Source organism: Stappia sp. G46H5W, from assembly GCF_058448995.1.
On the sequence record NZ_JBZFLL010000004.1, the window covers coordinates 355,201 to 367,573 of the forward strand.

Here is a 12,373-nt window from a genome sequence, read left to right on the forward strand (position 1 = left end):
TCACACCTTGATCAAAGCTGCGGGGGAATTCAGCCCGATCACGAAGACGAGCCAGACGAGAACGCAGGAGAAGAGGACGATGCCGATGGTTCGTCGCAACCCGACGTCGCGGTCGGCCAGGCACGCGAGCAGGCCCGAGATGCCAAGGGCCGGAAACAGGCCGAAGCGGCCGATGGTCAGCGCAAAGCTCGCGACGCTGAGCGCGATCAGAATCAACTCGCGCCAGGGAATGTGCACAGGCGTTGCCGATGCGCGCAGGCCGCCGATGCCGATCACCGCGCCGAGCAGCACCAATGCCCCGCCGATCAGCAGCGGAAAATAGCCGGACCCCATGTGCGCCGCGCTGCCGATGCCGTAGTCGAGGGCGCGGTAGGCGGCTGCGGCTCCGATCAAGGCGAGCAGGAACCCGCTCACGGCGTCACGATTGAGCTTCGGCTGCATGGCGTCGGTGTCCTTGCGGGATTAGGGGGCGGTAGGGGCCGGCATTGCGGCCCTTGCCTGGGCGCGGGCGTTGCGAATGTGCGTGATCGCGGCCTGCTGGGCGCCGGGAACGTCCCTGGCGCGGATGCATGACAGGATGTCCCGCATCTCCTTCAGGCTTTCCTTCGGTCGGCCAGGCCGGGACATGGAGCGCGAGCGCAGCAGGTTCACTCGCGCAAGAAGGCCGCGCAGGATGTCGGCGAGGATGTCGTTGGTGCAGCCCTGGAACATCACCTCGTAGAAGGTGGTGGTGGCGAGGATCAGCTGAGCCGGATTGAGTCCCTCGGACGAAGCTTGCTCGAATTCCACGAGTGCCTCGTCCATCTGCTCCAGCTGCTCGCCGGTCGCAGCAAGCGCGAAGAGGCGGACGACTTCCGGTTCGATCAGCTCGCGCACGTCGTAGATCCGCTCGGCCTCCTCCCGGCCGAGCTTGACCACGATGGGCCCCCGGTTGGGGCGCACCTCGACGAGCCGCTCCGCCTCCAGCTGGCGAAGCGCTTCGCGAACCGGCGTACGGGAGGCGTCGAGATGGGAGCACAGCTCGGCCTCTGACAGGCGCTGGCCGGGAACGAACACGCCCGTGATGATGTCGGCGCGAAGGGCATTGGTGACGCGCTCGCGCACACTGGCCCCGCGGACGCGCGCGGGATTGCTGGCCTTGGTATCCATCTTATCTCCGTCCGGCTCCTCTCTCCCCGATGACGCGGTCGAGGAACGCACCGACCACGGCGTTGAAGCTTACCGGATTGTCGTCGTGCACGTAGTGGCCGGCGCCTTCAATCTCCTGGGCCGCCACGCGCGGATTCGTCTCGCACATCCGCTGCACGCGTGCTGCGTCGAGATAGTCGGACTTGGCGCCGCGCAGGACCAGGACAGGGCAGGCGAGGCTGGACAGGGCAGGCCAGAGGTTCGGGTTCGGGCGGACGCTCGCCTGCTTGATCCGGCATTCTCCGATCCCGCGCTGGTCGTGGCGCCAGACGATCTTGCCGCCTACGGTCTTCATCGAGTTGGCCACGCGCGATTCGATCGCCGCCTCGGTCACGTTGGGCCGGATCGACCGCCAGAAGGCGCGGGCCTCGTCCAGGCTTGTGAAGGAGAGCGGCGTCGTTTGCAGCTCCTTCAGGATCCGCTCGATGCCAGCGCTGCCATCGGCTTCCGGTCCGCTGTCCTCAAGGATCAGCGATGCAAACCGGTCGGCATGGGTGAGTGCATAGGCCAGCGCGTTGATACCGCCCATCGAGTGGCCGAGAACATGAACCGTCTCGGCGCCCAGATGATCGATGAGCGCACCGAGATCGGCGGCGTACTGATCGGCAAAGTAGTTCTTCGCCGGATCCCAGTCCGTTTCCCCCCGGCCGCGCTGGTCGGGCGCCACCACGTAGAAGCGATCCGCCAGAGTTTCCGCGAGCCCGGCAAATGTTCGGCCGTAGCTGCGCAGGCCGTGCAGGCAGATCAGCATCGGACGGCCGGGATCACCCCAGGTGAGATAGTGAAATCGCAGCCCGTTGAGCTGAACGAAATTGGAGTGCTCCCGGTCCATCTTGTCGGCTCCGTAGCTTATTCGGCCGCGAGCGGTGCGGCCTCGGGTCCGCCGAGGCGGGCGTGGATGCGTCCGCGCGTCGCAACGGCGAAAACCACCACCACCTCGTCGGCATTGGGCGCATCGTCGAAATGGGCGCTCACCGTGTCGTAGTAGGCGCGCGCAAACAGTTCGCCGGCATGGGCGAGCGGGACATCGATCAGGGCGCCCGGTCCGCTGCGCTTGCCGGTCGAGGGGATCCACTCCTTCGCACCCGGAAGCACCTGGCGGATCGGAGTGGCGAAGCGGGCGGTGATGAACGCGTTGCCGTGCTCGTATTCACCCGCGCTGCCGACGACGCAGGCCTTGCCGTAGCTTTCGGCCTGCGCGCCGCCGAGGGCGGCGAGGATGCGCCGGGCAAATTCTTCTCCCAGCTTGTCGCTGCCATCGATGATCTCGCTCAGATCTTCGCTGAACCGGCCCGCATAGGGGTTCCTGATCGCGGCTGCGATCAGGATCTTGCGCAAGGGGGAGCCGTCGTCCGACTGATAGGTCTCGTTGGCCAGAACTTCCTGTTCCTGGATGTACCAACGGCGGATCCGGTAGTCGGCGATGTTGTCTCGACGCATCGTGTCGGTGACCTTTTCGGTTTACTTGGAGATGTCGATATTGGTGGTGGCGAGGATGTGCTTCACCAGCGCCACGGAGGCGTCGCGCTTCTTCTCCAGCTCTTCCGGAGAACTGCCCTGCGCCGTGACGCCGAGCTTGGCGAATTCATCCTGCGCTTCCGGCTGGTCGAGGACCGAGCGGACAGCCTTGGACACCTGGGCGCGGATCTCGGCCGGCACTCCCGCCGGGGCGAAGATCCCGAACCAGCCGGCGTCGTCGAGGCTGTCATACCCCTCTTCGGCGAAGGTCGGAATGTCGGGGAACTGCGACAGGCGTCCGGCCGCGGCGACCGCAAGGCCGCGCATCGCCTCGTCCTGAAGCGAGGCAGTGAGCGCGGTCACCGTCAGGAAGGCGCTGTCGGTATGGCCGCCGGTCACGTCGGCGACGGCCGGGGCCGACCCCTTGTAGGGCACATGAATCATGTCAGCGCCGGCCTTGGAGGCGAAGAGCGTTCCCAGAAGGTGCGGCGTGGAGCCGACGCCGAAGGTGCCATAGGTGAGCGGGCGCTCTTTCGAGGCTTCCACATAGCCCTTGAGATCGGTGATCGGCGAGGAAGCGGGAACCACGAGAATGAGCGCGCTGTTGGCGATGAGGCTCACCGGATCGAGGCCGGTCAGCATGTCGCCCATCTTGTCCTCGTGCAGGACTGGCGAGATCGCATTGGTCGAGGATGTTCCGAACAGCAGCGTGTAACCGTCGGCCGGCTGCGTCTTCACGTAGGCGCCGGCGACGGCACCGCTGGCGCCGGGGCGGTTGTCGACGACCACCGGCGCGCCGAGCGCGGTCTCCAGCTTGCTCGAGACCAGCCGCGCCAGCAGGTCCGTTCCGCCACCGGGAGAAAAAGGCACGACGAGCGTGACCGGGCGGTCGGGATATCCCTCGGCCAGGACCGGCGTTGCCAGTCCGAGGGTTGCGGCGATGCAGCTTGCGGCCAGCACGAAATGTCGACGGTTCATGATCCCCTCCTCTTAATACAAGATTGTATGATAATCACATCATACGTTTTGAGTTTCAAGACCGATTTGCACGATGCTCCGCCTCTTCTTCGTGCGGTGCCTGCATCGAAAACGAGCACGCGTGCGGGAGGCGGGTGCGCATTGCGTGCCTGGTGATCTGAAAGCTGGGGACGTTGTTTCAGGGGGATGAGGCGTTGCCAGAGGCGCCAGTTTGCTTGCGTTAACGGCTTGAAACGCTTGCCATTTGCCGGGCAGTGAGGCGCGCTGCTGCAGGAGCCGGGGCACAGGCCGACGGCCGGGCTGGATCAGCCCGGTTCGCAGGTGTCGCAACAGGTCGGCCGATTTGTCAGCCTGCGGTCACAGGGCGCCGCAGTATTTTTCCTCGTAGAAGGCGCGTGCGGGCTGCATGTGGCTGATGCACAGCCTCGCGAGTTCCTCAAGATCGCCATTGCGGACGGCGTCGACCATGGCGAAATGCTCCGCCCTGGCCTTCTCCAGCAGGGACGGCATGCCGAGGCCGTGGGAGCGGATCCCGTGCGTCTTGGCGTTGGAGGTCTCGATCGCTTCGGAGAGATAGGCATTGCCTGTTCCCTCGAAGAGCTTGCGGTGGAAGATCGTGTTGGTCTGGAACACGAGCCCGAGATCGCGTGAAGCGACAGCCTCGGCATGGGCGTCGCGCGCAGCCTCGAGCTGGGCAAACCACTCCGGGTCGGCAGCCAGCTGGATCCGGCGTGCCGCTGCCTCGTGCAGGATGACGCGCAGCTCGTAGAGCGCCGCGACCTCAGCGCGCGAGAAATAGCGCACCGCCGCGCCGCGATTGGGCTGGCGCTCGACGATGCCTTTTCTTTCCAGCTCGTGCAGGGCGGCGCGCACGATATGGCGTTTGGTGGAGAAGCGGACGATGAACTCGTCCTCGTAGAGTCGTTGTTTCGGCAGGAACCTGCCGAAGATGATGTCCTGTTCCAGGACCGAGACGATCTCTGAAACCGCCGTCTCGGTCATGGTTCCGTGTCTGACCATAATGCAGCGCCTGATTATTGATAATTTCGTCGATGTTTATATCGACAGGCGCGGCGGCGCAAATGCCGCCCCTAATTCACTTGCCGGCGGTCCGCCCGGACGTATGGTCTGCCGGCACTTTTCAACGGGACCGCACAAGACCGGCCCGCAACGATCCGGGAGGATTATCGTGCTCAGGAAACTCATGACGGCCGCTGCGGCCATTGCCATCTTCACCGGCCCGGCTCTCGCCGAATGGCCCGAGAAGTCGATCGAGCTCATCGTCGCCTATGGTGCAGGCGGCGGCACCGACGTTACCGCACGTACGCTCCAGCCGCTGCTGGAAAAGGAACTCGGCCAGTCCGTGGTCATCGTGAACCGCCCGGGTGCGGCCGGCGAAGTGGGCCATGCGGCCCTCGCCAACGCCACGCCGGACGGCTACACGATCGGCATCGTGAACCTGCCGCCGATGCTCACCATCCCGATCACCAAGGATGCGGCGTTCAAGGCTGATCAGATCATCCCGGTGGCGGGCCTGGTGCGCGACCCGTCCGCGATCTCGGTGCCTGGCAACAGCCCGTTCAACACGCTCGACGAGCTGATCGCCTATGCCAAGGAGAACCCGGGCGCGGTGACCATCGGCACGACGGGCGTCGGCACCGACGACCATCTTGCCATGCGCTATCTCGCCAAGGCGACCGGCGCGGAGTTCACCCACGTTCCCTTCGCCTCCGCCGGTGCGGCCCGTACGGCCCTGATGGGCGGTCACGTGTCCGCGGCTGCCCTGAACCTCGGCGAGGCCATGCCGAATGCCCAGGAAGGCAAGGTGAAGATCCTCGCCCATTTCGGCTCCGAGCCCTCCGCGCTGGCGCCTGACGTTCCGACCGCCAAGTCGCTCGGTGTCGATGTCGAGATGCTGTCCGAGCGCGGCGTCGGCGTTCCCGCCGGCACGGACCCGGCCATCGTCGAGAAGCTTGCCGCCGCCATCGCGGCCGTGGCCAACGACCCGGCGTTCATCGAGCGCAACAAGGAGCTCTTCACCGAGGTGGCCTACAAGTCGTCGGCTGATTTCCAGCAGCATGTGCAGAAGCTGCGCGACGACTATCAGGCCATGTGGGAAGAGTCCCCGTGGCAGTAACGCCTGATCAGGCAGAGGGAAACACCGTCCGGCCGCTCGAGCGGCTGGCGGTGGCTCTCCTCGTTGCGATTGTCGGGGCCGTCGTCACCTGGGACGGCACCCGGCAGGCCGGGGCGAGCGCCTATTTCCCCATCGCGGTCGGCAGCGCGATGATCGTGCTGTCGGTGATGTCCATCATCCGGCTCGGCCGCGACACGCGTCTCACGGACGAGGCTCCCCTGTTCAAGGGCTTTGCCGGCCTTGCCCTGCTTGCAGTCTTCATCGCGCTCGCCGGCCAGATCGGCTTTCTCACGGCCTCCCTGGCATTCATCCCGGCGATGGCGGTGCTCGGCGGAGACCGCAATGTCGTGCGCGTTGTCGTTGGAACGGTCGTCTTTGTCGTCATGGCCTATGTCGTGTTCCATCTCGCCTTCGCTCAGCCGTTCCCGGCGGAACTGATTCTGGGAGGCTGACGTGATCGAAGTTCTCTCCGGTCTTCCCCACGCCCTGCTCGTCGACAGCATTCTGGCGATGATCGTGGGCACTGCCGCCGGCATTCTCGTCGGCGCGATCCCCGGCCTCACGGCGACCCTCGCCATGGCCCTGCTGCTGCCGTTCACCTACACGATGTCGCCGCTCGTGGCGCTCGGCATGATGGCCGGCATCTACAACGGCTCCATGTATGGCGGCGCCATTCCGGCGATCCTGATGCGGATTCCCGGTACGCCTTCCGCCGTTGCCACCACATTCGACGGCTACCCGCTGGCCCAGGCGGGCCGCGCCAAATATGCACTGCATATCGCGCTGGTCTCCTCCACGGCAGGCTCGATCATCAGTGCGCTGGCGCTGATGATCATCGCGCCGCCGCTGGTCACGCTCGCTCTCAAGTTCGGCCCGACCGAGTATTTCTGGGTCGCGATCTTCGGCCTCACCAGCGTGTCGCTGCTGCTTGCCGGCGCTCCGGCCAAGGGGCTCGCCTCCGCGATGATCGGCGTCGCGGTCGGTCTCGTCGGCATGGACATGATGACCGGTGCGGAGCGGCTGGTGTTCGGCGTGCGCCACATCGCCGGCGGCGTCGACCTTGCGGTGATGCTGACGGGTCTCTTCGCCATTCCTCCCGCGCTGGCCATGCTTGCCTCGTCGTCGGGCGGAAGCAGCCGTGCCGACCTGACCGGCGCCGGACTCAAGCTGCGCGAGACGGTCACCTTCGCCCGTACCTGGCTCCGGTCGGGCGTCATCGGCGTCATCATCGGCATCATGCCGGGCGCCGGCGGCAATCTCGCCGGTATCCTCAGCTATGCCGAGGAGAAGCGTGCGGCGCGGGATTCCTCGCGCTTCGGCAAGGGCGACCCGCGCGGCATCGCCGCCTCGGAATGCGCCAACAATGCCGACAACGCCTCGTCGCTGATCCCCACGCTCGCCCTTGGCGTGCCGGGGAACTCAGTCGCCGCACTGATGATGGGCGCAATGCTGATCCAGGGCCTGAACCCGGGACCGGCGCTGTTCAGCCAGCATGCCGACGTCGTCTACGGCTTCATGTGGCAGATGCTGCTCACCGCCTTCATGATGCTCGGCCTCGGTCTCGTCGGCGCGAAGCTGTTCGTCAACATGCTCCGAATTCCCGCCGCGCTGCTCGCGCCGATGATCCTGATCATCTGCTCGCTCGGCACCTACGCCTCGACGAACGCCATGGCCGACGTCTGGCTGATGCTCGGCTTCGGCGTGACCGGCTACGTGCTGTCGCGCTCGGGCTACCCCATCGCCCCGATCGTCCTGGGCGCGATCCTCGGCCCCATGGCGGAATCCTCCTTCCGCCAGGCGCTGCTGATCTCGCGCGGAGATCCGCTCTCCTTCGTCTCCTCGCCCATCTCGATCGTGCTCGTCGTCGCGATCCTGGCGATCCTCGCACTCCCGCTGCTGCGCCGCCGCAAGCCCCAGACGCCTGCCGGCTGAGCGCAGACCCGACCACACAACAGGACAAGAACAGGCATGGACACTCGCACGAAAGCCCGCGAACTCGTCAGCATCAATCCTGCCGACGGCACCGAGGTCGCGCGCGTTGCGGTCACCACCCCGCAGGAGCTGGATGCCGTCGTTGCGCGCGCGCAGAAAGCCTACCGGGAGTCCGGTTGGAAAGAGCTGATGCCGCACAAGCGGGCCGAGGTTCTGCACGCCATCGCCAACGGCCTCCTGGCCGAGAAGGAGACGCTTGCGTCGCTGCAGATGCGCGACAACGGCAAGCCGATCGCGGAGTGCCGCGGCATGGTCGACTATGCGGTCGGCACGTTCCGCTACTACGCCTCCGTCTGCGAGACGCTGGAGACGGACGTCACCCCGCGTCGCGGCGACTACGTGTCCTTCACCGTGCTCGAGCCCTATGGCGTTGTGGCTGCCATCACGCCGTGGAACTCGCCGATCATGAACGATGCGGCGAAGGTCGCGCCGGCGCTCGCCGCCGGCAACGCGGTCATCCTGAAACCGTCCGAGGACGCGCCGCTGCTCGCGCCGGAACTGGAGCGCATTGCCGCGGCCGCGGGGCTTCCGGGCGGGCTGCTGCAGGTGGTGCAGGGGTATGGCGCGGATATCGGTGCGGCTCTCGTGGCGCACGAGGGCGTCGGCATGATCTCCTTCACCGGCGGCACGGCCACGGGCCGGGCCATCGGCCGCGTTGCCGGCGAGCGCATCGTCCCGGTGGCGCTGGAACTCGGCGGCAAGTCTCCGCACGTGGTCTTCGCCGATGCCAACCTGGAGCATGCGGTGGCGGCGGTCGCGGCCGGCATCTTCGGGTCGTCCGGCCAGTCCTGCGTTGCCGGCTCCCGGCTGCTGGTCGAGGAGAGCGTCTACGACGAGGTCCTGACGCGGCTCGTGGAGCGCGCCAAGCGGATCGTGGTGGCCGCGCCCGACGCCAAGGGCGTCGAGGTGGGACCGCTCGCCTCCTTCCATCATCGCGACCGGGTGCATGCCTTCGTCGAGCGGGCCCGCGCGGAAGGCGGACGCGTCCTGTGCGGCGGGTCGGCTCCCGAGGGCGCCGCGTACGAGGCGGGCGCCTATTACCTGCCGACCGTGATCGACGGGCTGCCGCACGACGCGCTGTCCTGCCAGGAGGAGGCTTTCGGCCCGGTCCTGGTGGTGCTGCCGTTCAAGGACGAGGCGGACCTCGTCGCCAAGGCCAACGGCACGGATTTCGGCCTGGCCTGCGGCATCTGGACCGAGAACTTCAAGAAGGCCTGGCGCACGGGCCGCGCGCTCGAGGCCGGGTCCGTGTGGATCAACACCTACAAGCAGTCCGTGACGAGCACGCCGTTCGGCGGGTTCAAGGACAGCGGCATCGGCCGGGAGAAGGGCATCGACGGCCTGCGCCTCTATGCGCAGGTGAAGAGCATGTATTTCGGCCTGCACGAAAACCCGCTGCCCATCGCCAAGTGATCCGTCCCGACAACGAATTGAGAGTTTCTGGAGTCTCCATGACCGATATTTCGAAGGTTGCCATCTACGGTCTCGGCAATATGGGCTTTCCGCTCGCCAAGCGGATCGCCGCCCGCTTTCCGGTGCAGGTGTTCGACCTGAACGAGGAGATGCTGGCCAGGGCCAAGAGCGAGCTCGGCGCCGAGACCATCGCAAGCCCCGAGGCGTTGTCGCAGACGCGGATCGTGGTCCTGTGCCTGCCGAGCCCCAAGGCCTCGCTCGCCGTGCTGCGCCAGATCGCGCCGCATCTGCCCAAGGACGCGGTCGTCGTCGAGACCTCGACGGTGAATCCGGAAGACATTTTCGCCTGCCGCGATGCGCTTGCGCCGCACGGCCTGCGGGTGATCGATGCCTCGCTGATGGCCGGCGTGAGCCAGATGGAAGCGGGAACCGCCTCGCTGCTGATCGGCGGCGAGAGCGATGCCATCTCCGCCTGCCAGCCGGTGCTCGACGCGATCGCCGACAAGCAGACGGTGTTCGGCCCGCTGGGTACCGGCGCTGCGGCCAAGGTCATCAACAACGCGGTCGCCCACGCCGTCATGGTCGTGGTCGCCGAGGCCGGTTCGATGGCGACGGCGACGGGCGTGTCCATCGACAAGCTGATCGGCCTGCTGTCGGATCCGCAGATGGGCCTGCACCGGCCGCTGACCTACCGCTTCGCCAAGCGGGTGGTGGAAGGCGACTATGCCGGCGGCATGCCGCTGGACGCCGCACGCAAGGATTCCCGCCTTGCCCTCGATCTTGCCCAGACGGAGGGCGTTCCGCTCTTCGCGATCCAGGCGGCGCATTCGGTCTACGAGATGGCGTCCCGCGCCGGCTACGCGCGCGAGGATTACGCCGCAATCGCCAAGCTGTGGGACGACTGGCACGTCCCGGCCGTTCCGAAGTAAGCGAAAAAGCCTGAACGGCCGGAGGCGATCGTTTCGATTGCCTCCGGCCGTCGTTTTGCCGGCAAGGCGTCAGGCGGGAAAACTGCCCGACGGCTCGAACGAGTGGCTGGTGGTACGGGCTTCCTCCATCAGCCATTCGCGGAAAAGCTCAAGGCGGGGAGTGCCCGCATATCGCGGCGACGACATGAAATAATAGGTCTCGTCGGAATGCACATGCAGGTCGAGCGGTGCGACCAGCAGGCCGGATCGCAGGTCGTCCTCCACGAGAAACCGCTGGCCGATTGCCACGCCGAGGCCCTGCAGGGCCGCCTGATATGACATGGACGAGGATTCGAAGCGGTGCCCCCGGTCGAGGTCGACATAGGGCATGCCGGCACCCTTGCACCAGACCTGCCAGTCGTTCGGGCGCCCCAGCGAGTGGAGCAGCGGCTTGTCCTCCAGCGTCGCTGCACCTTCCCCCTGAAACGCTGTCTTCGCGAGTTCCGGAGAGCAGACGGGCACCAGGTAGGTGTCGCAGAGCTTGTCGGCACGCACCGGCCATTCGCCGCGGCCCGCACGCACGGCGCCGTGAATGTCGGAATTGGTGAAGTCGACGGGCTTCAGCGACGCGGTCAGCTGCACTTCGATTTCGGGAAACTTCTCGTGGAAGCGCCCGAGCCGGGGAATGAGCCAGCGCATCGTGAAGGTGGTGTAGGTCTGGATCTTGAGGATCTCGCGTCGCCGGTCCCGCCGCAGCTGCCGGGTCGCCAGATCCATCTGCGCGAAGATGCCCGCGATATCGCGCTGGTAGCGCTCGCCTTCCGCCGTCAGCGTCAGCGAGCGATGGCGGCGCTCGAACAGCTTTAACTCCAGAAAGTCCTCAAGCAGCCGGATCTGACGGCTTACGGCGGACTGCGTGACGCACAATTCCTCGGCGGCCTTGGTGAAGCTGAGATGGCGTGCGGCGGTGTCGAATGTCCGCAGCGCTGAAAGAGGTGGGAGCATGTTCTCATCCTTTTCGCATGACTTTAAGTCATGCAAAGGCTTTTTAAAAGTCGTTTGAGCTGCTGTCGTGTTCGTCCGAAGGTGCGCGACATCGTTGATCGGGAGAGGCGAAAAACCGCTCCGGATAGCCGGAATTCGTTTCCGGTCGGCACCTCAGGACGGGAGAACGCCTCGCATGGTCGACACTTTCATGCGCGACAAGGTATGTATGGCAGGAATAGGAACGACCGAATACGGCTCGTTCCCCGAGACCGACACATATGGCCTTGGCGCGACCGCTCTCAAGCGCGCGCTCGATGACGCTGGTCTGAAAATCTCGGATATCGACGGCCTGATCGTCAACCGCATTCCGTCCTACGAGCGGTTCGCGGAGATAATGGGGATCAACCCGCGCTACTGCCTGCAGACGGATTCTCCGGGGCGCTACTCTTCCGTGTCGCTGATGCTGGCCGCGCAGGCGATCGCCAGCGGTGCCGCAGAGGTGGTGGCGCTGGTCTATGCCAACAACGGGCGCTCCAAGCGCGTCTTCTACGGCGGTGACGAGGGCGAATGGGCGCCCTGGGGCATGTCGTCCCCCGGCGCTTCCCACGCCATGATGTTCCAGACGCATATGAACGAGTTCGGCACGCGGGCCGAGGATCTCGGGCACATTTCGGTCGCCTTCCGCAAGCACGCGATGCTCAATCCGAACGCGGTCATGCGCAAGCCGATGACGCTGGAGGATCATAACAACTCCCGCTTTATTGCGGCGCCGCTGCGGTTGCTGGATTATTGCCTGATCAACGATGGCGGTGTGGCCTGGATCATGACCTCGGCCGAGCGGGCCAAGGACCTGAAGCAGAAGCCGGTCTATGTGTCGGGCTATTCCCGCCAGGATCTTTTCGACACCGCCTCCATCCCGCGTCAGGACTACTGGCATCCGGCCCTCAAGCGGATCGAGGGGGAAGTCTACGAGAATGCCGGCATCAGCCGCGATGAGATCGACGGCCTGATGATCTACGACAACTTCTCTCCGACGGTGATCTTCTCGCTGGAAGGGCTCGGCTTCTGCAAGCTGGGCGAAGGCGGTGAGTTCGTGCGCGACGGGATGCTGGAGCTGGGGCGTGGCCGCTGGCCGACCAACACCAGCGGCGGCCATCTGTCGGAGAGCTACATGCAGGGCTGGGGCCTGATCGCGGAAGCGGTGCTGCAGCTGCGCGGCCAGTGCGGCGACCGGCAGATCCCGGACGCCAGGGCCATCCAGTACATCTCGGCCACGCCTATCTCTTCTTCCATCATCTTCCGCAGGGATTGA

13 protein-coding genes are annotated in these 12,373 nt (G+C 65.8%); 6 read left to right on the forward strand and 7 right to left on the reverse strand.

The annotated features are described in order from the left end of the window. The 6 genes from ACVJ6E_RS14475 to ACVJ6E_RS14500 all read right to left on the reverse strand — a co-directional run bounded on the left by ACVJ6E_RS14475 (position 1) and on the right by ACVJ6E_RS14500 (position 4,626). Positions 1 to 441: a tripartite tricarboxylate transporter TctB family protein gene (locus ACVJ6E_RS14475; protein WP_120269474.1), complete on the reverse strand. Its 441-nt coding sequence runs from the start codon at positions 439 to 441 to the stop codon at positions 1 to 3. A gap of 21 nt (positions 442 to 462) precedes the next feature. Next, the gene (locus ACVJ6E_RS14480; protein ID WP_120269473.1) at positions 463 to 1,149 is read right to left on the reverse strand and encodes a GntR family transcriptional regulator; all 687 of its coding nucleotides are present in this window, start codon (positions 1,147 to 1,149) and stop codon (positions 463 to 465) included. Position 1,150: 1 nt separating this feature from the next. After that, positions 1,151 to 2,020, reverse strand: a complete 870-nt coding sequence (locus ACVJ6E_RS14485) for an alpha/beta fold hydrolase (RefSeq protein ID WP_120269472.1) — start codon at positions 2,018 to 2,020, stop codon at positions 1,151 to 1,153. A gap of 17 nt (positions 2,021 to 2,037) precedes the next feature. Continuing rightward, positions 2,038 to 2,628 (reverse strand): amino acid synthesis family protein, encoded by a 591-nt coding sequence (locus tag ACVJ6E_RS14490; protein WP_120269471.1) that lies wholly within the window; start codon positions 2,626 to 2,628, stop codon positions 2,038 to 2,040. Positions 2,629 to 2,649: 21 nt separating this feature from the next. After that, positions 2,650 to 3,624 (reverse strand): tripartite tricarboxylate transporter substrate binding protein, encoded by a 975-nt coding sequence (locus ACVJ6E_RS14495; protein WP_120269470.1) that lies wholly within the window; start codon positions 3,622 to 3,624, stop codon positions 2,650 to 2,652. 357 nt (positions 3,625 to 3,981) lie between these two features. Beyond that, positions 3,982 to 4,626: a GntR family transcriptional regulator gene (locus ACVJ6E_RS14500; protein ID WP_185925995.1), complete on the reverse strand. Its 645-nt coding sequence runs from the start codon at positions 4,624 to 4,626 to the stop codon at positions 3,982 to 3,984. Positions 4,627 to 4,813: 187 nt separating this feature from the next. On the opposite strand from ACVJ6E_RS14500, the gene ACVJ6E_RS14505 reads away from it, so the two are divergent. The 5 genes from ACVJ6E_RS14505 to ACVJ6E_RS14525 are packed head-to-tail and all read left to right on the forward strand — an operon-like array spanning position 4,814 to position 10,095. Then, positions 4,814 to 5,761 carry a tripartite tricarboxylate transporter substrate binding protein gene (locus tag ACVJ6E_RS14505; RefSeq protein WP_199681272.1) on the forward strand — a complete coding sequence of 316 codons (948 nt, stop codon included), beginning with the start codon at positions 4,814 to 4,816 and terminating at the stop codon, positions 5,759 to 5,761. After that, on the forward strand, positions 5,752 to 6,213 hold the full coding sequence (locus ACVJ6E_RS14510; RefSeq protein ID WP_158592710.1) for a tripartite tricarboxylate transporter TctB family protein: 462 nt from the start codon (positions 5,752 to 5,754) through the stop codon (positions 6,211 to 6,213). The genes ACVJ6E_RS14505 and ACVJ6E_RS14510 overlap by 10 nt, the downstream gene beginning before the upstream one ends. A 1-nt stretch (position 6,214) precedes the next feature. Then, positions 6,215 to 7,693 (forward strand): tripartite tricarboxylate transporter permease, encoded by a 1,479-nt coding sequence (locus tag ACVJ6E_RS14515; protein ID WP_120269466.1) that lies wholly within the window; start codon positions 6,215 to 6,217, stop codon positions 7,691 to 7,693. 36 nt (positions 7,694 to 7,729) lie between these two features. Then, positions 7,730 to 9,166, forward strand: a complete 1,437-nt coding sequence (locus ACVJ6E_RS14520) for an aldehyde dehydrogenase (RefSeq protein ID WP_120269465.1) — start codon at positions 7,730 to 7,732, stop codon at positions 9,164 to 9,166. 38 nt (positions 9,167 to 9,204) lie between these two features. Further along, the gene (locus ACVJ6E_RS14525; RefSeq protein WP_120269464.1) at positions 9,205 to 10,095 is read left to right on the forward strand and encodes an NAD(P)-dependent oxidoreductase; all 891 of its coding nucleotides are present in this window, start codon (positions 9,205 to 9,207) and stop codon (positions 10,093 to 10,095) included. Positions 10,096 to 10,164: 69 nt separating this feature from the next. Here the strand turns inward: ACVJ6E_RS14525 and gcvA are convergent, their stop codons facing one another. Further along, positions 10,165 to 11,079 carry a transcriptional regulator GcvA gene (gene gcvA / locus ACVJ6E_RS14530; RefSeq protein WP_120269463.1) on the reverse strand — a complete coding sequence of 305 codons (915 nt, stop codon included), beginning with the start codon at positions 11,077 to 11,079 and terminating at the stop codon, positions 10,165 to 10,167. Between the two features lie 175 nt (positions 11,080 to 11,254). On the opposite strand from gcvA, the gene ACVJ6E_RS14535 reads away from it, so the two are divergent. Then, positions 11,255 to 12,373 (forward strand): thiolase family protein, encoded by a 1,119-nt coding sequence (locus tag ACVJ6E_RS14535; RefSeq protein WP_199681270.1) that lies wholly within the window; start codon positions 11,255 to 11,257, stop codon positions 12,371 to 12,373.